This is a genomic window from Planctomycetia bacterium (assembly GCA_034440135.1).
Classification (GTDB): Bacteria; Planctomycetota; Planctomycetia; order Pirellulales; family JALHLM01; genus JALHLM01.
Window position 1 is genome coordinate 1 of the sequence record JAWXBP010000226.1, and the last position, 26915, is coordinate 26915.

A 26915-nucleotide genomic window follows, 5' to 3' on the forward strand; every position below is an offset into this window, starting at 1 on the left:
CTTGCCAGTGAACGCTCGGACCATGTCCGACATCGGCCCGAGCTGCGCCCAGGCGCTCGTGTCGAGCACCATCAACGCGTCATAGCCGTCGACGTCGGCGGCCGTGGCGTTGACGCCGATCGTCTTGATCCGATTCGTGGGATCCAGGAACTCCAGGTTGCGCGGCGTGGAGTGGCCGTTGAGGATTTGCACCTGCTTGCCAAGCTTTTCAAGCACGCCGGCCATGCCGAGTTCGCTCCCGAGCGCGTCGGCGTCGGGACGGATGTGGCTTACCAGGATGAAACGCTGGTGCGCGCGGACAACTTCGACAAAACGCGGCCAATCAATGGTCATGAGCGAACTTCTTGATCAAACTGAATGAGCGTGGGGCGACGCGAGTTGTGGCACGGTCCTATATGTTGTGTCACGGTCTCCCGACCGTGACACTGGCCAGACCGAAGGTCTCCATTCATGGCGAGCCGCATCGTGTCACGGTCGGGAGACCGTGCCACAACAAACTGCCGCGATCCGGTCGGCGTCGGCGACATCCTCGGCAAGCTGCGCTGTCAGGGCCGATACGTCGGCGAACGGGCGAATGTCCCGCAGCCGGGCCAAAAAGTCAACCTCCAAGGTCTGGCCGTAAAGCGAGCCAGAGTAATTCAGCAAGTGTACCTCGATCTTCGCGGCTTGCTCCCCAAATGTGGGATTCGGGCCGACGTTAATTGCTGCCCCCACGCGTCGCCCATCGCGCTCGGCCCGGCCGGCGTAGACTCCTTGAGCCGGCAACAGCGTATCGACGCCCGCCAGATTCGCCGTGGGAAAGCCGATCTTGGCCCCGCGTCCGGCGCCGTGTGTTACGAGTCCGCGAATACGGTACGGCGCGGTAAGTAGTCGGCCGGCCTCGGCGACGTCGCCAGCGGCCACGAGTCGACGCACGCGGGAACTTGAGACGATCTCGTCGCCATCCCAAATCGGCTCGACCACTTCCAGTTTCACGGCCGCCTTGCGGCTCAAGTCGCGGAGTAACTCGATCGTCCCGCGGCGTCCCCGACCAAAGGCGAAATTCGGCCCCTCGACGAGGGCTTTGGCCTGGAGCTTTTGCAACACGATGCGATCGAAGAACTCCTCGGCTTCCAGCGCCAGCAACGCCTCGTCCGTGGGAAAGGCAATCATCCCGTCGACACCCAACGCGGCCAGCAACTCGGCCTTGCGGTCAATCCAAGTCAACGGTTGCGGCGCGGCCTCCGGCCGGAGGACCATCGCTGGATGCGGGTCAAACGTGAACACCACGGCCGGTCCGCCTACCTCGCGGGCATTGGCTAAGAGCCGCTCGACAATTCGCGCATGCCCCCGATGGACGCCATCGAAATTGCCGATAGCCACGGCCCCGCCCCGGCAATCCGGCGGCAGGTTGTCGAGGGAACGAAGTAGCTGCATCGATGCAGTATGAACGATCGAAGCAAAATGATGAACGCCCCAAGCCCAGGGATGGCCGACATCGTTTCTCTGTGGCTACTAGACTACGCCGGCCTTCCCTGGGGGCAGCGGAGAAATGCATCGCTGATGCGTGAGCCCGAGCGCAACCCCAGGGCAGGCCTTCGATGTCGAAATTGTCGCCGGCGATTCCGAGGGCCTGCCCTGGGCTTAATTCGCGACGCGCGACTTGCGTTTCGACATTCGTCATTCGCCCCGATACACCTTCTGATACAGCGTGTTCCGATTCGAAGTCATCGGCCCTGGTCCCGTATCGTCGCGGAGGGCCGCGTACATCATTTGGAACTTGGCGTCGATATCGTCGGCGTAGTGGACGAGTAGGGCCTCGGGCGTCATCGGTTGTTTCGGCGCGCCCCATTCCGGCAAGCGCTGGTGGGAGATGACGATGTGCTCCAGGCGGAGCAGCGTATCGCCCGGCAACTTGCGCCCGGTGGCGGCTTCGAGGACAATATCGCGTCCTTGCAACATGTGGCCGATCAGGTTGCCAGAAGCGGTGTACTCCGCGCCCGTGGAGTGCCAGGCGATCTCGCGCAGTTTGCCGATGTCGTGCAAGATCGCCCCGGCCACGACGAGGTCCTTGCTGAGCGGCGGTTTCAAGTCGGGGTACATCGACTGATAGCGCCCAGCGAGCCAGAGCGCGTTATGAGTTACGCCAAGCACATGCTCCAGCCAGCCGCCGACAAAGGCATGGTGATTTCGCGTGGCCGCCGGCAGTTTCAGCAACTCCGCTTGGTTGCCGTCGAGCAGATCGAGCACCAGTTGGCGCAGCTCCGGCTCTTCGATGTGTTCCGCCGCGATGCCGCGCAGCTCGTCGAACATCGGGCCGGGCGCGTGACGCGATTGCGGCAGGAAGGCCAGCGGGTCGAACCCTTCGGCGGCATCCGACTCGGTCACTGGCCGAATCTTGCGGATTTCCAATTGCGGGCCGTAGGTCGTCTCGCGATAGAGCGCTCGCAACTTATAGCAATCGCCGGCGTTCCACTGCTCCTTGCACTCGGCCGCCAACGGGGAGTCGGCCCAGATCGGAAACGACACCTGACGCAGCGCATCGCGGAAGGTGACTTTGAAATACGGCTTCTGATCCCGCGTGGTGAGTTCTTCCTTGGCGGCGAGCAGGGCGAAAAAGTCGGCCTCTTGCCCGGGCGATAGTTCGCTGAGCGAGGCGAGAAAGGTCTTCTGGGACATCGCGTTAAATCCCGTGAATGCGGCTAACCTACGACGGTAAACTCCCCGATTATAGCCCCGCGCCGCGCGCCACCCATAGCCAGCGGGAAGCGGTTTTTGCACAATGGCGGGCGTGTTTCCGGTTTTTTACCACGGAGAGCACGGGGAGACTTCATTTCGATTTGAACCGCTGAGGTGCTGAGACGCGGAGGGGGAGGACGAGGAACAGGTTGTGGCACGGTCTCCCGATCGTGCCACCAGTCCGACCGAAGGTCTCCCATTCCGGACATTGCGCTCGCCGTGGCACGGTCGGGAGACCGTGCCACAACAGCAAAACATACTGAAAACTGAACACTGAAAACTTCAAACTACAGAAAGTATCCCATGAGTTCCACGATTGTCGATATTCGCGGCCGCCAGATTATGGATAGTCGTGGCAACCCGACCGTTGAGGTCGATGTCCGGCTGGCCGACGGTTCGTTTGGTCGCGCGGCGGTCCCCAGCGGCGCCAGCACGGGCATCCATGAAGCCTGGGAACTGCGTGACGGCGACAAGAGCCAGTTTCTTGGCAAGGGCGTGACCAAGGCCGTCGCCAACATCAACGAGAAGCTGGGCGAAGAATTGATCGGCATGGACGCGCTGGAGCAGGTCGTCCTTGATCGCGCGATGATCGAGCTGGACGGGACGGAGAATAAGAAGAACATCGGCGCGAACGCCATCCTGGGCGTCTCGCTGGCCGTGGCGCATGCCGCGGCGGCGTATTGCCAATTGCCGCTGTTCCGGTACCTCGGCGGGGCGGGCGCGAAATTGCTGCCGGCGCCGATGATGAACATCATCAACGGCGGCGCCCACGCCGACAACGCCGTCGACGTGCAAGAATTCATGGTCATGCCCTTGGGCTTCGACTCGTTCAGCGACGCCCTGCGTTGCGGCGCGGAAATCTTCCACAACCTGAAGAAGGTGCTGCAGAAAAAAGGCCTGCAAACGGCCGTGGGCGATGAAGGCGGCTTCGCGCCGGACTTCAAGAGCAACGTCGCGGCGCTCGACGCGATCGTGGAAGCCGTCGACGCGGCCGGCTACCAACTTGGTTCGCAAGTGAAGATCGCCCTCGACGCCGCGGCGACCGAGTTCTACGACGCCAAGACGAAGAAATACAAGATCGACGGCAAGGAAATCGACAGCGCCGGCATGGTCGAAGTGCTGGCCTCGTGGTCCGAAAAGTACCCGATCTGCTCGATCGAGGACGGTTGCAGCGAGGACGATTGGGAAGGCTGGAAGATGCTCTCCAAGCGCCTCGGCTCGAAGGTGCAGTTGGTCGGCGACGACTTATTCGTCACCAACACCAAGCGGCTGCAGCGCGGCATCGACGAAGGGATCGCCAACAGCATTCTGATTAAGGTCAATCAGATCGGCACGCTGACCGAGACGATCGAGGCAATTCAACTTGCCCATCGCAACGGCTACACCAGCATTTCCAGCCACCGCAGCGGCGAAACCGAAGACGCCACGATCGCCGACCTGGCCGTGGCTCTCTCAACCGGCCAGATCAAGACCGGCTCCATGTCCCGCACGGACCGGCTGGCCAAGTACAACCAACTGTTGCGCATCGAGGAAACCCTCGGCGCGACGGCGGAATACGCCGGCAAGCTGTTCAAGTGGAGCTGATCCCGGCACGATGAATGCAGAATGATGAATTGGGGAGCGTGAACCGTTAGAATCTAAGGCACACTTCGCTTCCCGTTCAGCATTCGTCATTCATCGTTCTGCCTTTCCCATGTCCTCCGCCCCCGATCACCCCAACGAATCTCCCTGGCTGTGGCTGGTGGTGTTTTCGTTGGTGGCGCTCGTGGCGGTGCTGATGATCGGGCCGAAGTTCATGCTGCGGCAGGCCCGATTGGAACAGAAGCTCGAAGGACGCGTTCGCGCACAGCAGCCCCTGGAAACGCGCCCTGACGAGCCGCTCGTCGGCGAGCGCGGCGGGGGTGAGAACAACTTGATCACCGTCGCGCCCCTGGCCGGATTTCTCTGCGTGTTGGCCGCCGTCGGCTATTTCCAATGGACGCGCGAACGCGCGCGTTGGTTGCAATATCAGCGAACCCATGCCGCGGCGCCCGCAGCCGCGGAGAAAGTCGAGCACGCGCCATGACGTGGCTTCCGGAAACGCCCTGGCCGGCGATCCTGCTGGGCGTGATGGCCGAAATCATCCTGGCGATCGTGTTCTTCACCATCCAGCGCCGCTGGGTGATGATCGCGATGGGCGTCGTGGCGGCGCTGCTAGTCGGCGCGATCTTGCTAGAACGCTTCGTCGTCACCGAAACCGAGGAAGTCGAGACGGCGCTCCAACAACTCGCCGCGGCGCTGGAAGCGAATGACGTTTCTGCCGTGTTAAATCTCGTCGCCGACGACGCCACCGGCGTCCGTAGCGCCGCGGAAAAACACATGCCGCGCTATCAGATCAACTCAGTCCACATCGCCCGCGATCTGACCATCACCGTCGACGACAAAACAGCCCCGCCGACGGCCGTCGCGAAATTCACCTGCCGCGTGAACGCCAACGACAAACGCGGCCAGATTCCCTATCAGAACGCGATCCTGCAATTCACCATGCGCTATCGCCAGGAAGGCGACCGCTGGTTGTTGTATGAATACGACGTGGATCGGCCGGAGATCAAGATGGGAAGGTAGCGGAGAGTTTGAAGTGTTCAGTTTTCAGTAAGGACTTCGTTGTGGCACGGTCTCCCGACCGAGCCACGGCGGGCCTAGAAGCGCCCGGAATTGGAGACCTTCGGTCGGATCGGTGTCACGGTCGGGAGACCGTGCCACAACAGAACGAAATACTGAACACTGAACACTTCAAACTCGACTTCAACGGTAAAAAATGACTACCCCCCCTCGCGCTTTTGCCATTGCCGCGCATCCCGACGATATCGAATTCGTCATGGCCGGGACGCTCATGCGATTAGGCGCGGCCGGCTATGAACTGCACTACATGAACATCGCCAACGGGTGCTGCGGATCGATGGAGACGGATCGTGAGACCACGGCGCGGATTCGCGCTGTCGAAGCGCGGCGTGCCGCGGAGTCGATCGGCGCGGTGTTTCATCCGAGTTTGGTGAACGATCTGGAGATCTTTTACGACCAGAAAACACTGGCGCGGCTGGCGGCCATCGTGCGCGAGGTGGCGCCGTCGATCGTGCTGACGCACGCGCCAGTCGACTACATGGAAGATCACACCAATGTCTGCCGTCTGGCGGTATCAGCGGCGTTCGTGCGCGGGATGCCGAATTTCCCGACGGATCCGCCGACGCCGCACGTGGCGAACGAAGTGACGGTCTATCACGCGCAGCCACATGGCAACCACGATCCGCTCGGCAATCTGGTGACGCCGAGCTTGTTCGTCGATATCACCGAAGTGATCGAGCGCAAAGCGGTGATGCTCGCGTGTCACGTGAGCCAAAAAGCGTGGCTCGACACGACGCAGGGACTCGATTCGTATTTGCAGACGATGAAAGAACTCTCGGCGGAAGTCGGCCAAATGAGTGGGCGCTTCCAGTACGCCGAAGGCTGGCGCCGGCACTTGCACCTCGGCTTCTGCTCGCCGGACGCCGACCCACTACGTACGGCCGTCGCCGCGCATGTGGTTTAGCGCGACACTTACACGCCACGCCATCAACACCGCGAATACCGCGAACATGCCGATCCCGAACCAGCGGATCGGACCGGTTTCGAAGATTACCGCGCCATTGAAGACGATGAACGCGAAGAAGGCGTGCATCGCCGCGTGCAGCCAGCGCGGCCGATTCGCGCAACTGGCGATGCCGACGCGCCACCATTCGATCGCGTCGACGATCCAAAGGATCGTGAACAGATAGCTCACGTAGACGCCGTACCCAACTGCGGCGCCAACGACTTCCTCGGTCCGCCGGGCCGTGTGCTCAAACACGGCGGCGTGGCTCCAGTGGTGATAAAAATGAAACGCCACCAGGACGTGGATCACATAAATCACGCACCCAGCGGTCCAAAATGCCCGGGCGAGGCGTCGCCAAGAATCGCGCCCGGCGGCCAACAACTGTGAGGCGACTGAGAAGCCATACAGCGCCACGGCGACGCGGATTGTCCAGATCGTGAGCTGCTCGCCGTAGGTCACAGGGGGAAGGTGCCGAAATGGGCCAGGGATTTCGTGAAATCGCGAGTCCAAGATAATCCGCCGCTGGCCGTGGGGACAAGCAATGGCGCGGGCCGACGGAAATCTGGCCTTCTGGCGGGTGGTCGGCGCTTCCGTTTCGAGGCGCTTTCAGCCTAGAATGGAGGCTTCCCCGCCCCAGGGGCCGGCCTTTGCCTAGCCTCCCTAAAATTGCCAGTCCCAAGCTCGACCGCATGATTCAGACCGCTATGCGCCGCCTGGCCGCCGTGCTGCCCGTCCGGGGCACGTTGCTTCCGATGACCGCCCTGGCCTGGATGGCGATGGTCGAGATCGCGTCGGCCCAGCCGGCGAACGCGCCGCCGGCCGCCAAGGAGTACTTCTTGCAGTACTTGCTAGTGGGGCTTTGCATCGCCTTGGGCATGTTGGCGGCACTCAGGCCATCGCCTCGGCGCGACCCGGAAGGCGGCGCCGTCAGTTGGTTTAGCATGTCCGGCGGCGGTCACGGGGCAGAAGCCCCGGCTAAGCCTGGGGAACGGCGCAAGGCGCCTCATCGCGGAACCAAGCTGCTGATTATCAGCCTGGTTGGCTTGCTGATCTGTCCGATTTTTTCGCTCATGGGCATGAGCATGTCGAAGGAGGACTTAGCGGCCATGAAAGCCGCCCGCATGGACCGCGCCGGCGAGCAACTTGCCAACGTGTCGTTCTGGATTTCCGTTGGCGGATTGGTCTTGTGGCTCGTGATTGGGTTGATCATCACGCTGGTCGCGCTGCTCTAGACTGTCGACGGTACCTCGTAGCTAGCCATCGTCCCCGAGACGCGTCTGACTACTCTGTCGGAATGCCGCTCTCCTCCGGCGTGGTCGCATCGCCTTGCGGAGGAAACGCGTCCTCGAACGCCGGCAATTCGCCTTGCGGCACGTCGGGGAATTCGTCGGGCGCCGTGGTTTCTGGCTCGGTTTCCGTTTCCTCGGGAACGCCGGCGTTGGGATCGAAAGTGTCGTACGGCTGCTCCGGCATCGTCGTATCGGACGGCGATTCCATCTCCGGCGCCGTTTCTTCCACGGGCTCCTGGACTGTTTCCCGCGGCGGGGCCAAGCGCGGCTGCGCCGGCGTGGGCGCCAAGCGCGGCTCGTACGTTTCGCCTTCGTAGTAGGCTGCCTGGCTGGAATAACCGCCTGCGCGGGCGGTGGTGCAGCAACCGGAGCCGCATTCGCCATTGCAGAGCGGCCCGCAGTGATCGAAAGGGGAGCAGCAAAGGGTGCAGCCGACGCTTGGCATCAGCAACAGGGCGCCAACGACGGTACGTAGCCAAGCCATGAACATCACTCCCCAGTTAGAACTCACCTTCGACCTTGCGGCCTGTAGCGGTAAGATCGGCTGAAAGGATTGGCTAATCCGCATATTTTTTCGCACCGCGAGCAGCGACGATGGCGACGGCTTGCCCCGCTGACCCAAATGCCGCCGCTTCTCGCGCTATAGGCCCGCTGGCTTCGCGGCCACTCGTGTGGGCGATGCTATTGCTCACCCTGCTGGTACGAATTCCCGGGCTTACGCGTCCACTGGTCGGAAACTTTGCGACGCGGAACGTCGTGCAAGCGATGGCGGCGCGCAATTGGGCCCGCGGGGAAGCGCCCTGGTGGCGCCCCACGCTGGATTGCCTGGCCGACGGACAGCCGGCCTGGCATCTGGTCGAGGTTCCCTGCTCGGCATATCTCACGGCTGCGCTGTGGAAGACGTTCGGCGGCTCGCTCGATACGTGGGGCCGCACTACGGCGATCGCTTGGAGCGTGCTCAGCGCGGCGCTGATCTACGACTTGGTCCGCCGCCGCGCAGGCGACGTGGCCGCCGGGGCCGCGGCGTTCACCCTGGCCGTCGCGCCGATCAGCGTGATCTACGGGCAAAGCTTTCTGCTCGAGCCGTCCGTCGTAGCGCTCACGCTGGCAGCATGGTGGGGGACAGAGCGCTACGCGCGCTACGTTCAAACTAACACTAGCCCGACGCGCCAGCGAGGGGGAGAAGTCGACGAGCGGAGTAACCCCGTTACTCGCAACACAACGTCCGTTCCCCCTCGCTGGCGCGTCGGGCTAGTGTTAGCGGTAGCCGTCTGCTTACCGCTCACATTGTTATGGCTGACGAAGGTCTACATGGTCGTCGTCGCATTGCCACTAGCCTGGTTGGTGTGGAGCGAATCGCCGCCAAGGTCCTGGCGCAACCTGCTTCCATTTGCCGCGATCTTGCTGATCGCCGCCCTGCCGACGCTTTGGTGGTGCTATCGCGTCTGGCAACTCGCTGGCCCCGGAGCACCGAGCGCCGAGCGCGTGTACTACTCGCTGTTCAGCAGCGCGACGGAGCATGGATTTCCGCACGAACTGCTCTTCGACCCGGCGTTCTATCGTCGCTTCCTCCTGGATCTCGGTACGGTCGTTTTGACGCCGCTCGGCGCGATCGGCCTGATGTTCGGAGCGCAGCGTGTTGCCTGGCGAAAGTGGTGGCCGGTCGGCGTTGCGATGCTCCTGCTCTTGGTGGCGATGCCGCGCAAGTTTCACGAGATGAATTACTATCACCTGCTGTTCCTCCCAGTTTGGGCGGCCATGATCGGCCTGGGCTGGAAGCATCTCGCCGCGTGCTTCGCGCCGTCACGGTGGGCAACGACGGCCGTCATCGCCATCGTGCTGCTGTTTTCGGCGCGCTACAGTTTGCGCCCAGCGTTCGTGACGCCCGCGGAAGATCGCTCAGTGATCCAAGCTGCAGAGGCGTTGCGCACACTGGCCGCGCCGGACGACAAGATCATCGCCTCGCACGGCACGACGCTTGACCTGTTGTACTACGCTGACCGACGCGGCTGGGCGATGCCGGTGACTGGCGACGACGTTGCCCAACGCATTGAAGGACGTCGCGCGGAAGGAGCGAAATGGTTGGTAATTGCCGGCAAGTCTGAGCTTTTCTTGCCGGAGTTGGCCGAAGTCGCTTTACAAAAATATCCCGTCGCGGCGTCTGGCGTCGGCTTTCGCGTTTACCGGCTCGAAGCCGCGGAAGCAGGCACGCGCGATGAGTCCGCCGCCAAGACCGCGATGCCCACCGCGCCGGGCGCCAAGTAACGCAGCGCCGTCAGTAGCCCCACGGCTGCCATCGCCGAAGCCGGCGCAATGTCGGCGAAGAGCCAGACGAGCGCGGCGTCACGCGTGCCGATCCCGCAAAACGACACCGGCAGCAATCCGGCGAAGATGGCGATCGGCAATCGCGCCGCGGCGAGTTGCCACGGCACCGCCACGCCAGCCGCCTGCATAAATAGTTCGATCTGCCAAAGATGAAAGCACCACAACAGCAGCGAAGCCGCGCCCAGTTTGAACATCAACGCTGGCGCGAGTCGGACATTGTACAGCGTGCGGGTCAGCCGCTCCGAAAGGCCTCCGCCCATCGCCGCAAGACCCAGCAGCACAACGCCGCCCTTGAGTTGTTCGCCGGCGACTCCCAGCAAGATCAGCGCGCACAACGCGGCAACGTCGGCGATTTTCTCCGCCACGACCACACCGCCGGCCGCGGCGCGTTGCTTCGCATTCAAGTCCGGCAACAGCGCCGCCTTGGAAAGATCACCGAGTTTCGACGGCACAATCAAGTTCCAGGCCGAGGCGATCGCCGTGTGGCGCAACGCCTCGGTGTAGCGGATTGGCGCAATCGACGTGGCCAAAGTCCGCCAACGCCAGGCGCTCAGCAACGTCTGCGGAAGGAACAGCGCGAGCGCCGCGGCGAAGTAGCGCGGGTCGAGCGTGGTCAACACGCGACCGACGGATCGCCAATCCGCTGCGAAATAGAGCGCTGCAAGTAGTAGCAACGCGGACACTACTTTGACCCAGCGCGAGCGGCACCACGAGGGCATCATCATGCCGGGAACTCCCGCACGATGGTGACGCGGCGAGCGCGATTCAACTCCGTGACGTACTCGTTGAGGTCCGTCCACGGCCGCAAGACGGAGTCCTGATATACTCCTGCGGCAGCCGTGTAAGCGGCCTGATGATCGACGCCGAACGCCATTCGCTTGATTTGATGTCGCGCATTTTTCAACTCAATGCGGTCGGTGACCTTCAGCTTTGCACCGGCTTGGTTGGACAACAACTCGATGGTCCGCGCGAAGTGAATCGGCAATGCGTCCTGCACAGCGATGAGTCTTCGCTGCAACAGTTTTCGTACAAACTCGCGGCACCAGCGCCCCGCAGTTAACATTCCGAGATGAAGCACCGCTTGCTTGACTGGCGTAACAGTCTCCCAACGGCACGAGTGCATCTGTCCTTCGACGCGCAACTCCCAGCTTCCAGTCAGTTCGTTCGCATCAATGTGCCAAACTCGCCCTTTCAACTCGTGCTGATTCGCAACGCCTTGGCGGCCGTCGGCGAACTCGATTACCAACCCGCCGTCGGTGATCGGCGTTTCGTCCGCGGCGAAGTGTTTGAACACGCCGCCACGCGCCGAGGAGACAATCGTGTGGGATAGTTCGCGGCGATCGACGAACAGGCCTGCCGCCTGAAAGAAACAACATGCGGAAGACTCGTTGCCGTCGTCGTGGACACTGTCGAAATATCCCTCACTAGCCCGACGCGCAAGCGAGGGGGAGGCGATGTTGCATTGCTGGGAAACGTCTACCCGCTCTGCGATGTCCGCTCCCCCTCGCTGGCGCGTCGGGCTAGTGTTCATGGCGCGCGATGGCGACCAATGGTCGTACGCGACGCAGAGGCTCACCAGGCGATGCGCGTACAACCGGTCGTCGTCGAAATAGGTCTGTCGTCCTGCTTCAAGTTGCTCCAGGCACGCGTCCGCAAGTTCGGCCGCTGACGCCGATTCCCCGGCCAGCAACTCGAATCCGTGCGGATAGCAATGGTACGTGCCGCGGCTGCCATATTCGCCGCCGTAGCTGCCATCCGGATGCAGAAACCAGCGGCAAAAATTGACCGCACGTGTCAGTGACAGCGTGAGATCATCGCGACCCGTCAGTTGGCGATACTCCGCCAGACAACCGATCGATACCGTTTGATAGCCGGGATCGGCCCCGTCGTATTCGGCGAACCAGCCTTCCGGATGTTGCCAGGCGAGCACTTGCTCCACCCGCGCGCCGGCCGCGGCGCGCAGTACGCGGTCGTCTGTGATCTGCGACACGTGCAGCAACGCCAGCGCAGCGAGCGCATGGTGATTCGTGAGCCGTCCCGACTCTTGGTGCGCCGCGACCCAACGCGCGCGGCGCACGAGACCGGCCAGCGATTCCGCGTCGTTCAATTTCAGCAGACGATAGGCTTTGGCGCTAGCCAGTAGTGAAAACACCGCCGCGCCCAGCGCGCGTTCATAGGGATAATAGTCGTCGCAGGAGCCGTCCGCGTGCGCCGAGCGCGCCGAGTAGCGCAGCGCCGCGACCGTCCATTCTCGCAGCGATTCATGTCCGAACCAACGATTCCCAGGGCAATCCGCGGCGTATGCCCAGGCCAGTGGATAGACCGCTTCCTGGTACATTTCGCTCGGAAACGCGGCCGTGCGGTAGTGCCAGTACTGCCGATCGAAACAGCCGTACGTTGAACGAAATGGATTGCGATCCAGACTCCCAATGACGCGCGGAATCTCCGCCAACACCGCCGCGGCATAACGCGCCCGCAGCGATTCATCGCGCGAACACGTGGTAAGCGTATTGCATTCCGCAGTCTCAATCATCGTCACTCCCCAACTACTCCACGTACTACCTACCGCCTGTGATGCGCCACAATCACCTCGGCCAGCAGTCCCAACATCGCGGTCATAAAGCCCGCTGTGAGGACGACGATGTCCGATTCCTGCATCGAGCCCGTCGCGGCGAAGCTCCAGCAGCTTTTTGCCACGCCGAGCGCCATCAGCACGGCGGAGGTCGGCAGAAATACTTTCAGCGGCCGGAAGTACAGGACGATTCGCAGCACCGTGCTGAGATACGCCAGCGTATCCTTCAAGGGATGAAACTTGCTCTTGCCGATCCGCTTTCGATACGCGGTCGGCACGTACTTCACGGCGTGATCGTTCGTCAAGAACGCCAGCGTCATCGTCGTGACGCAACTGAACCCGTTCGGCACGACCCAGAGCCAAGGGAGCATCGCCTCGCGTTTGAAGGCCTTGAGCCCGGTGTTCAAATCCGGAATCGCCACTCCGGTCAGATAACAGGCGAGTTGCCGAATCACCCATTTCGCCGGGCGGCGCAACCAAGGCATCGTCCCCTGTTCGCTCGTCCGCGCGCCGTTGACCTGGTCGTAGGCCGGGAAAAATTTCAGCATTTCGGGAATTGTCGCCGCCGGATAAGTCCCATCGGCGTCGAGCATCACCACCACCTCTCCGCGCGCCGCGCGCACGCCGACTTTACGGGCCGCACCCGCGCCACGATTCTGCGGGCAGCGAATTACCCGTACCGGGCATTGCCAACAATCAGCGGCGAAGCGCTCGGCCAACTCCGCGGTCCGGTCCGTCGACGCGTCATCGACGACAAGAATCTCGTACCGCGATTCCAAGCCGTCGAGTGCGCGAACCACTTCTTCCAGGACCGATTCGATGGCCAACTCTTCGTTGTACGCCGGCAGCAGCACCGTCAGCGCGAGCTGCTGGTCGATGGCGGCCGCTTGATGCGGCGCGGCCAGCAACTGGGTATGCCAACCATCCATGGTCGGTCGCTCCAGAATGAAAAACGGCGCAGGCGTACGCCATCATGGCGGCCTGCGCTCGGCAAGTTATAACCCCAGCCGAGAGCTGCGACCAAGAGCGAACCGGAAGTCGGTCACGCGTCCTTGCCCAGCTTATCAACTCGCCGCTTCGGCCACCGGTCGTTCCACGTGGCCGGGACGCCGCCATTCGACGGTGAGCCGGGTAGCGAACGCTTCCTCGAACAGGTCCGCCCGGCGTTGCGCGCCCCAGAGGTCGGCGTCCGGCAGTGGATCGGCGACGACCGTCATCGAGGTTTCGCCGTCCGCAGTGCGGACTTCCACCTCCTGGACTTGCTGGCTGTGGCTGCGGTCGAGCCCGCCGGCGATGCGGAGGATCGCCGCCAGGCGACAGACGCGCTCCTGATCGGTCGCGCTGAGTTGGCGGAAGTTCTTGTGCTTTTTCTTCGGCGTCGACCCGCGGTGATACCGGGCGATGTTGGCCACGAGTTGCAACTCGTGCGGCTGGAAGCCGGCCAGGCGACTATTGAGAATCAGGTGATAGCTGTGCTTGTGATGCTGATCGTAGTTGATGAGATAGCCCGCGTCCTGCAACCGCGCCGCGGCCTCCAGAAACGGCCGGTCCTCCGGGTCCAACGCAAACGGCTCACAGAGTTGCGAGAATATCTTTCCGGAGAGCCGCGCCACCTGTTTGCCATGTTCCAAGTCGGTGCCGCAGACCGTCGCAAAGCGCTCGATCGCCGCTTCGCGATCATGCGGGTTTACCTCGGGCTTCCCCACGGCAGCGTCCAGCATGCTCAAGAGCAGCCCGTCGCGCACGCCCCGGTCATGAACCTGCAGTCGGTTGACTTTGAAATGACGCATCAACCGGTCGATCACGGCCAACCCTGAGACGATGATATCCACGCGATCGGCGCTCAGTCCCGGCACGGTGCGCCGGTTCTTGAGCGGCATTTTGCGGAGGCGCTCCACGAGGTGCGTGATTTCAGCGCGATTGATTTCGTAGCCGCGGATCGGCAGGCCCACCTTTTTCTTTTGGGCCATGATCATTTCGGCAAGCGTCGTAAACGTGCCGCCGGAGCCGATCAGCAAATGCGGTTGAAACACCGGCTTTTCGGTGTGCTGCTTGAGCAGCTTGTCGATGCCGCGCACGAGCTTGTCGTAGTTGTCTCCCCACGTGCCACCGGGATTGCCGTATAGCTCGGTCAGGCGCACCGCGCCCAGGGGCGTGGTGTAAATCGCTTCAATCAGCCCGCCGGAAGCCAAGACAATTTCCGTGCTGCCGCCGCCGATGTCGGCCACGGCGACTTCTTTGCCTTTGAGGTCGAACGCCCGGGCGACGCTCGCGAAGGCCAGGTGGGCCTCCTTTTGAGCGCTGATACACTCCACCTTGAGGCCGACCTCGCGTTTCACCTGGCGGCGGAACGCGGCGCCGTCGGTAGCTTCGCGCACGGCGCAGGTGGCGATCACCCGGGTTTCGCGGACCTGGTAGCCCTCGGCGATTTGCTTCATCCGCCGGAGGGCGCCGATCGAGTGCTTCACGGCCTCGGGATCGAGCTTGCCGGTGGAGCTGAGATGAGCACCGAGCCGGGTCGACTCCTTCTCTTCGTCGAGGATCCGGTAGTTCCCGTCGCGCAGGGCCTCGGCAATGATCAGCCGCATGCTGTTGGTGCCGATATCAATCGCGGCGAGCCGATGCGAGAGTTCCGGCGACAGCAGATTCTGATGCAGTTCCATAACTCTTGATGCACGCTCCCCGGGGCCGTCGACGCCGTAGTTTACCACAAATCCGGGCAGCCCATTTCGGGGAACCGCGGAGGCGCGGTGACGCAGCGGGGGGAGAAGTGGTTAGAGTGCGAAGCCTTTGAAGAATGCGGTCCGGTTATATGGAAAATCCCGAAAATCCACCTCTTCTCCGCGCCTCTGCGCCTGGCGGTTCAATCGAAACAATCGCCCGCGTTTCCCCGCGCCCCTGCCACTTTTTTTATCTGGCTGGTAATCTAGAAGTACCGCATTTTTGAGCACGCGATTGACCGGAGAGGCTGGCGTATGGCTGGGCATTCCCATTGGGCCGGGATCAAGCACAAGAAGGCCCTGATCGACAACAAGCGCGGCAAGCTATGGAGCAAGCTGGCCAAGGCGATCATGGTGGCGGCGCGGATGGGCGGACCCGACCCCGACGCGAATATCCGTCTGCGTTTCGCCATCGATTCGGCCAAGGCGGTGAGCCTGCCGAAGGAAAACATCCAGCGCGCGATCAAGGCCGGTTCCGGTGATTCCAAGGCGGACAACCTCGAAGAGACGATCTACGAAGGTTACGGCGCCGCGGGCGTGGCCGTGATGTGCGAGATCGTCACCGACAATCGCAACCGCACCGCCGGCGAGATTCGCAAAATCTTCGAATTAGGCGACGGCAATCTCGGCTCCACCGGCTGCGTGGCCTGGATGTTCGAGCGAAAAGGCTTGATCCTCGTCGCCGCAAATAAGTGCGACGAAGATCAATTGATGGAGGTAGCACTCGAACACGGTGCCGACGACGTCCAACGCACCGGGGACAACTTCGAGATCACCTGCGATCCGAGCAACTTCCAGCAACTCGCCATCGCCATCGAAGCGGCCGGCATCACGCCCGACGCCAAGGAAATCAGTCGCATTCCGACCAACACCGTTGATCTCGACGCGGAAACCGCCCGCAAGGTGCTGAAGATGATGGAGGCACTCGACGACCACGAGGACGTCCAGAGCGTGGCGGCGAACTTCAATATCCCGGACGAAGTGATGGCCGGGATGGACGCGGGCTAACGCGGTCCGCTTTGTGGTCGTCCCACGACGCCACACCGCCATTGTCGCCTTTCGGCTCCGCGAAAGGTCCGGAGCCTTTCGCGGAGCGAAAGGAGACTGTCTCACGACTCTGCGGCGAGCATGCCCTCCACGAACGGCGACGTGACCGCGACCTCCCACATCGGGTTTGCGCGAACGCCTCCGCCCCGGCGATTACGGCGCGCAAAATGACTTCCCAGGGGTCCTCAGCTTCCGTCCGCGCCGATTGCTGCGCCGCGGCACCGGCCGAAGCCGACGGAGGCAGATTCTTGTGCGGCCCGTGCCGCGGTCGATTGTCTTTGGCAGTACTGTCAAGTTTTTGTTAGAATGGGAGGGTTCCGCGGAACGGAAAGTGGCGTCTCCGATCACGTCGACATCGGGGAAGGGGGGGGTACCGTCATTTGACGGTCTCATTAAATCATACTCGGGGTGTGACTATGCGCGGAAAGTCCGGCCAGCCGGGGTTGGTGCGTCAACTTTGTTACGCGTTCGAGTCACGGCGATCCCCGCGGACGCATCGACTGGGAGTGGTCGAGCCGCTCGAAGACCGTCGTCTCCTCGCCGACAACGGGCTGGTCATTACGGAGTTTCTCGCCAGCAATTCGGCTGGGCTAACGGACGAAGACGGCGAGCTCTCCGACTGGATCGAAGTGCAGAACACCGACTTCAGTCCCTTGTCGCTGGCTGGCTTCGCATTGACGGATAGTCGTAGCGAGCCGACCCAATGGCGCTTTCCGGAAGTCACGCTCGGCGCCGGCGAATACCTGGTGGTCTTCGCTTCCGGTAAGGATCGCAACGATGACGTGGGGCCCCTGCATACGAATTTCCGACTGAGCGACGAGGGCGAATATCTCGGGCTCGTCGCGCCGGACGGCACGACTGTTCTGCAACAATTCAATCCGGCCTTTCCGCGACAACGCGCCGGCGTGTCCTACGGCGTGCCGCAGTCCGCCACGACTGAAGTCTTAGCGTCGAGCGACGCTCCCGCGACCTTGCTCGTCCCGACCAACGGCGCCCTTGGCGATCGTTGGACAAGCATCAGCTTCGACGACACGTCCTGGCAAGACGCGGTCGCGGCAGTGGGTTACGACCAGGCGGCGAACTACGACGCCCTCATCGGCAGCGATTTGGAAGGCGCGCTGTTCGATCGCCAATCGAGCGCGTATCTGCGCGTGCCGTTCCACGGGGACGGCGTCGACGCCATCGACTTCTTGCACCTGGACATGAAATACGACGATGGCTTCGTGGCGTATCTGAACGGCGTCGAGGTCGCAAGGAGGAACGCGCCTGAGGATACGGCCTGGAATTCGGCCGCCTCGGCCGATCACAGCGGCGTGTTGGAAACTTTGGCGTATCCGACGTTCACGGGAAACGGATTGGCGCTATTGGGTTCGACGCAAATCGCCAACGGCCGGCTGCGCCTCACTTCCGGCGGAACGGAACAGCGCGGCACAGCTTGGACCGTCGCGCCGGCGCAATTCAGCTCGAGCTATTCCTTCAGCACGGAGTTCGCCTTCGAAATCAGCGCGCCGGGCGGTCCCACCGACAATCAGGACGGGCCGGGCGGAGAAGGGCTCACCTTCACGATCCAAAGTACCGGCGCGAACGTTCTCGGCACAAACTCTACGGCGTTTGGCCTCACCGGAGGCGTCAACACCGTACAGAAGTTCGTGTCCGTGGAGTTCGACACGCGTCCCGGCGGCATCTGGGACTCGACACGCTCGTCGGGGAGCCATCTGGGAGTGAATCATCATGCGTCGGTGGCCAGCATCAACCAGTCGTCCCGCTTGCCTCGCTTCAACGACGGCGGACGACACTACGCGTGGATCGACTACGACGGCCTCTCCAAGCAGATGAAAGTGTACTTCTCCACGACGAACGAGAAACCCACGACGCCGACCTCTCAAGTGCTCGTCGACATGAACGCCCTGTTCAGCGGCGAACGCGAGCTCACGCTCGGTTTCTCGGCCTCGAGCAGCAACGCCACGAACGTCCATGAAATCATTGAATGGAACTTCGCCAGCGGCGACGGCGAGCTCGGCCTTTCGACGGAGTCGATCAATCTGACGCCCTACCTGCATCTGCTCCTTGAAGGCGAGAACGTCCTGGCAATCCAAGGATTGAACGTCGCCGCAGACGATCGCGACTTTTTCCTTTCGCCGACTTTGACCGCCACGAACCTGGATGCGCCGCTCGGCGTTTACCAGTATTTCAGTTCGCCGACGCCCGGAAAGAGCAATGGCGACGGCCTCGCGGGCCTCGCGAACGAGCCGGTGTTTTCTCAGCCGTCCGGCGTCTATCGAGATTCCGTTTCCGTGGCGCTCGCCTCCAGCACGCCGGGCGCCTCGATCTTCTATACGCTCGACAATACCGCGCCGACGATTGCGTCGACGCTCTATACCGGCCCGATCACAACGGATGTTTCGACGATCATCCGCGCGATCGCCGTGCGCGACGATTACCTGGCCAGCGAAGTCACCGTCGGCCGCTACACGGTGCTGGCTGCAAACGTGCAGGAGGTCAGCTCGAATCTTCCGCTGATCGTGCTTGATACGTATGGACGATTCCCGAATGAAAACACGTTAACGGAAGTCGGCGCCACGATCATCGACGTCGATCAATCCGGTCGCGCGACGTTGAGCGGCGACGCCGACTACTCCGGCCGCGGCGCGTTCAAAACTCGCGGCTCCAGTTCGACGATGTTCCCCAAACAGCAATACGCCTTCGAAGTCTGGGACGAGGCGGGCGCCGACAAGTCCGAGTCGTTGTTGGGTATGCCCGAGGAAAGCGACTGGATCATCTACGCGCCGTATTCGGAAAAGTCGCTGATGCAGAACGCGCTGGCATACGATTGGGCGCGACGCATGGGCCAATACGCGCCGCGCGTTCGGTTCGTCGAGCTCTACGTCAACTCGACGGGCAGCGTCGACGCGGCGGATTATCGTGGCGTGTACATTTTGATGGAAAAAATCAAACGCGACGCGGCGCGCGTCGATATCACCGAGTTGGGTCCGAACGACAACGCCGAGCCAGAGGTGACCGGCGGCTACATTCTCAAGAAGGACCGTCTCGATCCCGGCGACACCGGCTTCTCGACGAGCCGCGGGCAGGTGCTCGGCTTCGTCGAACCCAAGGAAGACGAGATCACGCCGTCGCAGCGCGCTTATATCACTGGCTACATGAACCAGTTCGAGAACGCCCTCTACGGCCCAGGCTTCGCCGATCCGATCAACGGATATGCAAAATACATCGACGTCGATTCGTTCATCGACAGTCACATCATGGTCGAAATGACCAAGAATATCGACGGCTACCGCCTCAGTACCTTTATGTATAAGGACCGAGACGGCAAGCTCGTGATGGGCCCGATCTGGGATTACAACCTCTCCATGGGAAACGCCAACTATCTGCAAGGCGAGATTGCCGCCGGCTGGTACTATCCGCAACTCGGCGGCAACGACTACCCATGGTACGGGCGATTATTCCAGGATCCGGAGTTCCAGCAACGCTACATCGATCGTTGGACCGAACTGCGTAAAGACGCGTTTTCGACTGAACGTTTGATGGCGGACGTCGACGCCTATGCGACCTTGTTGGACGAGGCGCAAGTTCGCAACTTCCAACGCTGGCCGATTCTCGGCGTCTACGTGTGGCCCAATCCCAACGGTTACAACGAGCGGAACACGTATCAGAAGGAAGTGGATTTCCTCAAAAATTTCCTGCGCAACCGCCTGTCGTGGATCGATTCCAACTGGCCCTATGCGCCGGGCTTCAGCCACCCCGGCGGTCAGGTGCCCGAAGGATTCCAACTCGATCTCACCTCCGCGGGGCAACCGATTTACTACACCACCGACGGCAGCGATCCACGCCTGCCGGGCGGCGCAATCAACCCCACTGCGATTCGCGTCGAGCCGGGCGTGGGCGAAGTCGTGTTGCCGCTCGGTTCGCCGGCAAAATACTTCGTGCCCAAGGACAGTTCGCTCGGCACGCTGTGGCGCGAGCCGGCGTTTAACGACAGCGACTGGAAGATCGGCGCGACCGGGCTCGGATTCGATGCGGACAACTCTTTGGCCGCTCACTTCAACACGGATGTTTCCGCCGACATGCTCGGCGTCAACCCGTCGGTTTACGTCCGACTGCTGCTCGAAACCTCGGATCCCCAGGCGTATCAATCGCTGCGATTGCGGCTCAAGTATGACGACGGCGTCATCGCTTTTCTTAACGGTCAGGAGATCTTCGCCCGCAATGTTACGCCACGCGGGCGAAGCTGGAACGGCGCGGCCTCGGCCGATCGGACCGATGCGCAAGCGACGACGTTCGAGGACATTGACCTGACGCCCTACCTCGACCTGCTGAAACCGGGCGTCAACGTCTTCGCATTTCAAGTGTTGAACCAAAGCTCAACGAACAGCGATTTTCTGTTCGCGCCGGAAATCGTCGATATCATCGGCACTGCGGCGACGCTCGAACTCTCGGACGACCTCATGATTCGCGCCCGAGCCTATAACGGGGGCGCTTGGAGCGGGCCGAGTGAAGCGGCGTTCGTGGTCGGCGACGGGATGCCGCTGCGCGTGACGGAGCTGATGTATCATCCCGCGCCGGCCGTCGGCGGTCCATTTGTTGACGGCGATTTCGAATACATCGAACTGCAGAATATCGGCGCTCGCGATCTCAGCCTCGCTGGCACGGAGTTCGTCCTCGGCGTGGAAATGGAACTACCGGACGTCACGCTGGCGCCGGGAGCACGCGCCGTGGTGGTGGCGAATCGGGCGGCCTTCGAGAGCCGCTATGGCCTGGGCCTGCCAATTCTGGGCGAATTCACCGGCCGGTTAAGCAACGGCGGCGAGCCGATCATTCTCGAAGGCAAATTTGGCGAAAAGATCCTGGAATTCTCGTTCGACGAACGCTGGTATCCGCAAACCAACGGGCAAGGCCATTCGCTCGTGATCGTCAACGCCCTCGGCGCGAAGGAATCTTGGAACGAAAAATCAGCCTGGCGTGCCAGCTTCAAGCCCGGCGGCAGCCCCGGCGGCGACGACAAGCTGCCCGGCGACGCCAACCAGGACGGCAAGGTCGACATCGAAGACTTGAACGTCGTGCGCAGCAATTACGGACTATCGGGCGAGGGAGATCTCAACGGCGACGGCGTCGTCAACATCCAGGACTTGAACGAAGTCCGCAATGCACAAGCTTCTTTGCCGCCCGCGCCCGTTGCCGCGCCGTCGCGCCGCAGCAACTCCCCGCGCCAATCCCTCGCGGCAACGGACCTGCTGCTCAACTCCGGAACCATCGCCAAACGCCGCAGCGTCACCGCTTCGCTCTGGGATGATGCGTTGTTGGATCTGATTGGAAGGCCGAATTAGACATCTATCGCGAATCGCGAAAGACGGTCTATCGCCAACCGTACCACCGGTCGCGCACGTCACATTGCGCGCCAAAGGCGAGCTGATGAAGTTCGTCGACATGATCATTGAGCTCACTGATCCAACGAAACTTAATGCAATGGCCGTACGGCAACTGTTTCCATGACTTGGCCTGCCAGGCGCCGATCGAGCGTTTGCGAATCGATTGGGAGTCAATCTCGTAGCTCAGCATGCCCAAGTATCGTACGTATTGTTCAACGCGCCACTCTGTCATACCAGTGACGACACAGGTTGGTTCATCGTTGTCAAACTCTTCTGCAATCAATCGATCCCATTGCGGTTGAGCAAATTGCTCCCAAACGCGCCCGCCATGAGGCGTCACGCAAAAGTCGGTGCAGTCAGGATTGCTGCGAGGATTCTCTTCGTCCAGAGCCTGCTCAATTTGCGCTCTTGAAAGGTGCGTTCGAGCGCCATCGCGTTCCGCGACGATCAAGCCATCATGGAACATCTCATCGAGCGTAGAAACCAGCTCGTGATAACTTTGGCCATGATCCGCTTTATTAAACATGACCTCCATGCTCGAATGGACCTTGTAATATCGTGGATTGAGAAAACACAGCGGGATCCGCGCGTCAACGTCGACGGCGGTTTCCAGTAGCCAGTACTCGGCGCGCGTCAGTCGAATGGACATTTGGCAATACGAGCGTTCGTCATTTTAATTGTGCACCGCCTCACCCGGGCTCGTAGCCCAGGTTTGGAGAGAGCCAGCGCTCCACCTCTTTGAGCGGCATTCGCTTGCGTTCCGCGTATGAAGTGACCTGATCGCGCGTGATGCGATCCACCGTGAAATAGCGGGCCTCGGGATGGCCGAAGTACAGCCCGCTGACGCTTGCCGCGGGGTGCATGGCGAAGCTTTCGGTGAGCTCAATGCCGGTCGCGCGGGTAGCGTCGAGCAGCGCGAAGATCGCGCGCTTTTCCGTGTGATCCGGACAGGCCGGATAGCCCGGCGCGGGGCGGATGCCGCGATACTTTTCTTCGATCAAGTCGTCGTTCGAGAGTCCCTCGTGGCGGCCATATCCCCAGGCGATTCGCGCTTCGCGATGCAGGTACTCAGCGAAAGCCTCGGCGAATCGATCGGCGAGGGCCTTCACGAGAATCGCATTGTAGTCGTCGTGATCCCGTTCGAACTCCTTGACGAGCGGATCGACTCCTTCCCCCGCGGCCACCGCGAACGCGCCGACGTAGTCGATCCGGCCTGAATCAAGCGGCGCGACATAGTCGGCCAGCGAGCGGAAGTCGTTCTGGCCTTTGCGCTCCCACTGTTGGCGAAGAAAGTGCAACCGCGCGAGTTCGCGCTTGGGGTCGGCCTCGGCATACAGAATCACATCGTCGCCCACGGCGTTCGCCGGCCAGAAACCGTACACGCCATGCGCATGAATGAGCTTGCCGGTGACGATGCGATCGAGCAGTCCTTGCGCATCGTCGAAGAGTTTGCGCGCGATCTCGCCCTGCGCGGGGTCATCAAAGATCTTCGGATATTTCCCCTTCAACTCCCAGGTCTGGAAGAACGGGGACCAATCGATATACGGAACCAGTTTTTCCAAGGGCATTTCGCGAACTTGGCGAACGCCGGTGAATTCCGGTGCGTCGATCTTTGTCTGGGACCAATCGGTTTGAAATCGCTTCGCACAGGCGTCGGCGTAGGAGATCAAGTTCCGGGATTGGCGCTGCTCGTAGGATTCGACGAGTTGCTTTTGCTCGGCGCGATTGCGCTGATCGAAGTCTGGCTTGGTGCGATCGTTCAGCAGTTGGTCCACGACGCCGACCGAACGGGACGCGTCGAGCACATGCACGACCTGGTTCCTGTAGGCCGGCGCGATCTTCACCGCCGTATGCCGGGCGCTGGTCGTCGCGCCGCCGATCAACAGCGGAGTCTTGAAGCCGAGTCGCTGCATCTCCCGCGCGACATGCACCATCTCGTCCAGGCTCGGCGTGATCAATCCGCTCAGGCCGATGATCGAAACGCTTTCCTTGACGGCCGTTTCCAGAATCCGCTCGCAGGGGACCATTACGCCGAGATCGATGATTTCGTAGTTATTGCAACCAAGCACGACGCCCACGATGTTCTTGCCGATGTCGTGGACGTCTCCCTTCACGGTCGCCAGCAACAGTTTGCCGCGCGGTTGATGGACCTCGCCGCTCTTGAGCTTTTCCTCCTCCATGAAGGGCAGCAAATAAGCGACCGCCTTCTTCATCACCCGGGCGCTCTTGACGACCTGCGGGAGGAACATTTTTCCTTCGCCGAACAAGTCGCCGACGACCGACATTCCGGCCATCAGCGGGCCTTCGATAATTTTCAGGCAAGTGGCGTAGCTCTGCCGAGCCTCCTCGACGTCGCTCACGACGAACTCGTCGAGGCCCTTGATGAGCGCGTGGGCGAGGCGTTCCTGGACCGTGCCTTGACGCCAGGTCAGATCTGGCCCGGTCGCCGCGCCGGCTTGGCCTTTCACCGTCTCGGCGAATTGAATCAATCGCTCAGTGGCGTCCGGTCGGCGATCGAACAACACGTCTTCGACCCGCTCCAGCAGATCCTTCGGAATTGCTTCGTACACCGCCAACTGGCCGGCGTTGACGATGCCCATGTCGAGGCCGGCGCGGATCGCGTGGTAGAGGAACGCCGCGTGCATTGCCTCGCGGACGACATCGTTGCCGCGGAATGAAAAACTGATATTGCTCACACCGCCGGAAATCTTCGCCCCAGGGCAGACTTGCTTGATCAGCCGCGCTGCCTCGATAAAGTTGATCGCGTACTTGTTGTGCTCTTCGATGCCCGTGGCGACGGTCAGAATGTTCGGATCGAAAATAATGTCGGTCGCCGGGAAACCGACGGTCTCGGTCAACAGCTTGTAGGCCCGTTGGCAGATGCGCACTTTATCTTCGACCGTGACGGCCTGCCCTTCCTCGTCGAAGGCCATCACCACGACCGCCGCGCCGTAGCGCCGCAGCAGTTTCGCTTGCTGCAGGAACTTCGCTTCGCCCTCTTTCAAGCTGATCGAGTTGGCGATCCCCTTGCCCTGGCTGCATTTCAAGCCGGCCTCAATCACTTCCCACTTCGAACTATCCACCATCACCGGCACGCGCGTGACTTCCGGCTCCGCGGCAATGAGGTTCATGAACCGCGTCATCGCGGCCACGCCGTCGATCAACGCTTCGTCCATATTCACGTCGAGCACGTTCGCGCCATTTTCCACCTGGCTCCGCGCCACGGCGACCGCTTGTTCGTACTGATTCCCCTTGATCAACCGCATGAACGCCTTCGAGCCGGTGATGTTCGTCCGCTCGCCGATCATGATGAAGTTCGATTCGGGCCGGATCGTCAGCGCCTCGGTGCCGCTCAATCGCGTGAGTGGTTCAATCGTCGGAACCTGCCGCGGCTTGTGCTGGCGCACGGCATCGCCGATCGCCGCGATGTGCGCGGGCGTCGTCCCGCAACAGCCGCCGACGATGTTCAGCCAGCCGTTGGCGGCAAACTCACCGAGCGTCTGGGCCATCTTCTCAGGTGATTCATCGAACCCGCCGAATTCATTCGGCAAGCCAGCGTTCGGATGGCAACTCACCAGCACGGGCGCGATCTTGGACAACTCTTCGACATGCGCCCGCATCATGTCGGGCCCCAAGCTGCAATTCAGTCCCACGCCCAACAGCGGAATATGCGAGATCGAGTTCCAACAGGCCTCGACCGTCTGCATCGAGAGCGTCCGGCCGCCGGGGAAGATCGTGAACGACGCCAGCACCGGGATGCGTATGCCATGGTCGTCGAAATACTTTTCGATGGCGAACAGGCACGCTTTGAAGACCAGCGAATCGAAGGCGGTCTCTGGCAACAGCAGATCGACGCCCCCTTCCACGAGCGCCGCCACTTGCTCGTAGTACGAATCGACCATCTCGTCGTACGTGGCGTTGCGATGCCCCGGGTCGACGACCTTGCCGGCGAACGACAACTGCCGATTGGTGGGCCCAATCGAACCCGCTACGAACCGAGGTTGGTGCGGCGTCAATTTCGTGAACTCGTCGGCCGCTTCCCGAGCCAGCCGCGCCGCGGCGATATTCAGTTCGCGCACGTGCTCGGTCATCAGGAACTCGTCGACCCCGGCGCGGGACGAGCCGAAGGTGTTCGTCTCGACGATGTCCGCGCCGGCCGCGAAGTATTCGCGATGAATCTCCCGAATCGCGTCCGGCTGCGTCAGGCACAGCACGTCGACGAAGTTTTTCACGTCCTTCGTATGATTGGCGAACCGCTTCCCGCGAGCGTCCTCCTCCGTGAGGTGGAGGCGATGCACCATCGTCCCCATGGCCCCGTCGAGGACCAGAATCCGCTCGGTCAGCGAATGCTTCAGCAGTTCCGTTCGTTCCCCAGCCATTCCGCCCAACCCGTCGAGTGAGACCGTAAACGCAACACGCCACGCCTTCTAAGTTTAGCAGCGAAGTCAGCGATTGTCTCAAAGCCCGTAGGTCAACCGCCGACACATCCCAAAACGCGGCAAAAGACGTGCCTGACGGGAACGACGTTGCCACCACGTCAGGCACATGTTGGGAGCGATTTGGATGTTGAATCGCGATAAAGCGGTTGGCGCTTTCGACTTCGGCGGCGGCGGCAGGCGTACGGGACTAGAATGCTAATGCATTTTTCAAGAGCTCTGCGCGTTGCTGTTCGGACGGGAACTCGGTGACGCGAAAACGCACTGGGTATACATCTTCGTCTTGCATCAGATCTCCGATGGCAGCAACGACGTGTTCCCAGGGAATCAAGCCACTATAGGTCTGATCTTCGTACGCGAACACGATAAACTGCGCTCTCGGCAATGAACACGTGATCCCTTGAATCCACAAAGTGTAAGAGAGTCTATCGTCGTCTCGGTGGATCGCATCAAAGGAGGCAACGTAGACATCCTCGTTGGCGGCTTCATGCAAGCGTTCCAAGAGCACCTTCTGCTCCGCATAGTCTTGTCCGAAAGCATTGACTTGTAGTTTGTGAAACGCCTTATACAGGCGATGATCCTCGGACGGAAGCCAAGGCAGCCATTCATCGCCCGCGAGTCGGAAGGCGATTCCGGTGATGGGGCGCGACTCCAGAAGTGCAACGGCACGCTCGGACATGATCTCCAGCGATTCAACGTCCTCCGAGCCAGCTAAAATTGGTTCTTCCGGAATTTTAATGGGTAACGTCGTTCGGCAGGAGTTCGAGTTTTCCGCAGTAGAAGAGGATTCTGGTGCGGAAGTTGGGGAAGCTTCGGA

The 26915-nt window shown here is 61.6% G+C and carries 20 protein-coding genes; 8 read left to right on the forward strand and 12 right to left on the reverse strand.

All coding sequences use genetic code 11. The features are described 5' to 3' along the window. The 3 genes from SGJ19_13175 to SGJ19_13185 all read right to left on the reverse strand — a co-directional run. On the reverse strand, nucleotides 1-333 hold a 333-nt coding region (locus SGJ19_13175), incomplete at its 3' end, for a bifunctional oligoribonuclease/PAP phosphatase NrnA (protein MDZ4781199.1). A gap of 135 nt (nucleotides 334-468) precedes the next feature. Next, on the reverse strand, nucleotides 469-1416 hold the full coding sequence (locus SGJ19_13180; GenBank protein MDZ4781200.1) for a bifunctional riboflavin kinase/FAD synthetase: 948 nt from the start codon (nucleotides 1414-1416) through the stop codon (nucleotides 469-471). Between the two features lie 243 nt (nucleotides 1417-1659). Further along, nucleotides 1660-2658: an HD domain-containing protein gene (locus SGJ19_13185; GenBank protein MDZ4781201.1), complete on the reverse strand. Its 999-nt coding sequence runs from the start codon at nucleotides 2656-2658 to the stop codon at nucleotides 1660-1662. A 363-nt stretch (nucleotides 2659-3021) separates the two neighbouring features. Between SGJ19_13185 and eno the strand changes: the two genes are divergently transcribed. From eno to SGJ19_13205, 4 genes are all read left to right on the forward strand, one after another. Further along, nucleotides 3022-4302, forward strand: coding sequence for a phosphopyruvate hydratase (gene eno, locus SGJ19_13190; protein MDZ4781202.1), 1281 nt, complete (start codon nucleotides 3022-3024; stop codon nucleotides 4300-4302). Nucleotides 4303-4411: 109 nt separating this feature from the next. Further along, the gene (locus tag SGJ19_13195) at nucleotides 4412-4783 is read left to right on the forward strand and encodes a hypothetical protein (protein ID MDZ4781203.1); all 372 of its coding nucleotides are present in this window, start codon (nucleotides 4412-4414) and stop codon (nucleotides 4781-4783) included. Further along, the gene (locus SGJ19_13200) at nucleotides 4780-5322 is read left to right on the forward strand and encodes a hypothetical protein (protein MDZ4781204.1); all 543 of its coding nucleotides are present in this window, start codon (nucleotides 4780-4782) and stop codon (nucleotides 5320-5322) included. The genes SGJ19_13195 and SGJ19_13200 overlap by 4 nt, the downstream gene beginning before the upstream one ends. A 193-nt stretch (nucleotides 5323-5515) precedes the next feature. Next, nucleotides 5516-6283 carry a PIG-L family deacetylase gene (locus SGJ19_13205; GenBank protein MDZ4781205.1) on the forward strand — a complete coding sequence of 256 codons (768 nt, stop codon included), beginning with the start codon at nucleotides 5516-5518 and terminating at the stop codon, nucleotides 6281-6283. Here the strand turns inward: SGJ19_13205 and SGJ19_13210 are convergent. Next, nucleotides 6251-6784 (reverse strand): hypothetical protein, encoded by a 534-nt coding sequence (locus SGJ19_13210; protein MDZ4781206.1) that lies wholly within the window; start codon nucleotides 6782-6784, stop codon nucleotides 6251-6253. The genes SGJ19_13205 and SGJ19_13210 overlap by 33 nt on opposite strands. A 230-nt stretch (nucleotides 6785-7014) precedes the next feature. On the opposite strand from SGJ19_13210, the gene SGJ19_13215 reads away from it, so the two are divergent. Further along, nucleotides 7015-7557: a hypothetical protein gene (locus tag SGJ19_13215; protein ID MDZ4781207.1), complete on the forward strand. Its 543-nt coding sequence runs from the start codon at nucleotides 7015-7017 to the stop codon at nucleotides 7555-7557. Nucleotides 7558-7606: 49 nt separating this feature from the next. Here SGJ19_13215 and SGJ19_13220 read toward each other — a convergent pair whose 3' ends face one another. Then, nucleotides 7607-8098, reverse strand: coding sequence for a hypothetical protein (locus SGJ19_13220; protein ID MDZ4781208.1), 492 nt, complete (start codon nucleotides 8096-8098; stop codon nucleotides 7607-7609). 194 nt (nucleotides 8099-8292) lie between these two features. On the opposite strand from SGJ19_13220, the gene SGJ19_13225 reads away from it, so the two are divergent. Continuing rightward, entirely contained in the window at nucleotides 8293-9879 is a 1587-nt protein-coding gene (locus SGJ19_13225) for a hypothetical protein (protein MDZ4781209.1), read from the forward strand. Here the strand turns inward: SGJ19_13225 and SGJ19_13230 are convergent. The 4 genes from SGJ19_13230 to SGJ19_13245 form a co-directional block, all read right to left on the reverse strand. Then, complete coding sequence (locus SGJ19_13230) at nucleotides 9795-10664, reverse strand: lysylphosphatidylglycerol synthase transmembrane domain-containing protein (protein ID MDZ4781210.1); 870 nt, start codon at nucleotides 10662-10664, stop codon at nucleotides 9795-9797. The two genes, SGJ19_13225 and SGJ19_13230, sit on opposite strands and share 85 nt — an antisense overlap. Next, nucleotides 10661-12472 (reverse strand): hypothetical protein, encoded by a 1812-nt coding sequence (locus tag SGJ19_13235; GenBank protein MDZ4781211.1) that lies wholly within the window; start codon nucleotides 12470-12472, stop codon nucleotides 10661-10663. Before SGJ19_13235 ends, SGJ19_13230 begins: the two co-directional genes overlap by 4 nt. A gap of 29 nt (nucleotides 12473-12501) precedes the next feature. Continuing rightward, nucleotides 12502-13440, reverse strand: coding sequence for a glycosyltransferase family 2 protein (locus SGJ19_13240; GenBank protein ID MDZ4781212.1), 939 nt, complete (start codon nucleotides 13438-13440; stop codon nucleotides 12502-12504). 135 nt (nucleotides 13441-13575) lie between these two features. After that, entirely contained in the window at nucleotides 13576-15174 is a 1599-nt protein-coding gene (locus SGJ19_13245; GenBank protein ID MDZ4781213.1) for a Ppx/GppA phosphatase family protein, read from the reverse strand. Between the two features lie 312 nt (nucleotides 15175-15486). Here SGJ19_13245 and SGJ19_13250 point away from each other — a divergent pair, with 312 nt between their 5' ends. Continuing rightward, nucleotides 15487-16239, forward strand: coding sequence for a YebC/PmpR family DNA-binding transcriptional regulator (locus SGJ19_13250; GenBank protein MDZ4781214.1), 753 nt, complete (start codon nucleotides 15487-15489; stop codon nucleotides 16237-16239). 455 nt (nucleotides 16240-16694) lie between these two features. Further along, nucleotides 16695-21620 carry a CotH kinase family protein gene (locus tag SGJ19_13255; protein ID MDZ4781215.1) on the forward strand — a complete coding sequence of 1642 codons (4926 nt, stop codon included), beginning with the start codon at nucleotides 16695-16697 and terminating at the stop codon, nucleotides 21618-21620. 28 nt (nucleotides 21621-21648) lie between these two features. On the opposite strand, the gene SGJ19_13260 is transcribed toward SGJ19_13255, so the two are convergent. From SGJ19_13260 to SGJ19_13270, 3 genes are all read right to left on the reverse strand, one after another. Next, complete coding sequence (locus SGJ19_13260) at nucleotides 21649-22311, reverse strand: hypothetical protein (protein ID MDZ4781216.1); 663 nt, start codon at nucleotides 22309-22311, stop codon at nucleotides 21649-21651. Nucleotides 22312-22351: 40 nt separating this feature from the next. Further along, nucleotides 22352-26041, reverse strand: coding sequence for a methionine synthase (metH, locus tag SGJ19_13265; protein ID MDZ4781217.1), 3690 nt, complete (start codon nucleotides 26039-26041; stop codon nucleotides 22352-22354). Between the two features lie 247 nt (nucleotides 26042-26288). After that, on the reverse strand, nucleotides 26289-26915 hold a 627-nt coding region (locus SGJ19_13270; GenBank protein ID MDZ4781218.1), incomplete at its 5' end, for a hypothetical protein.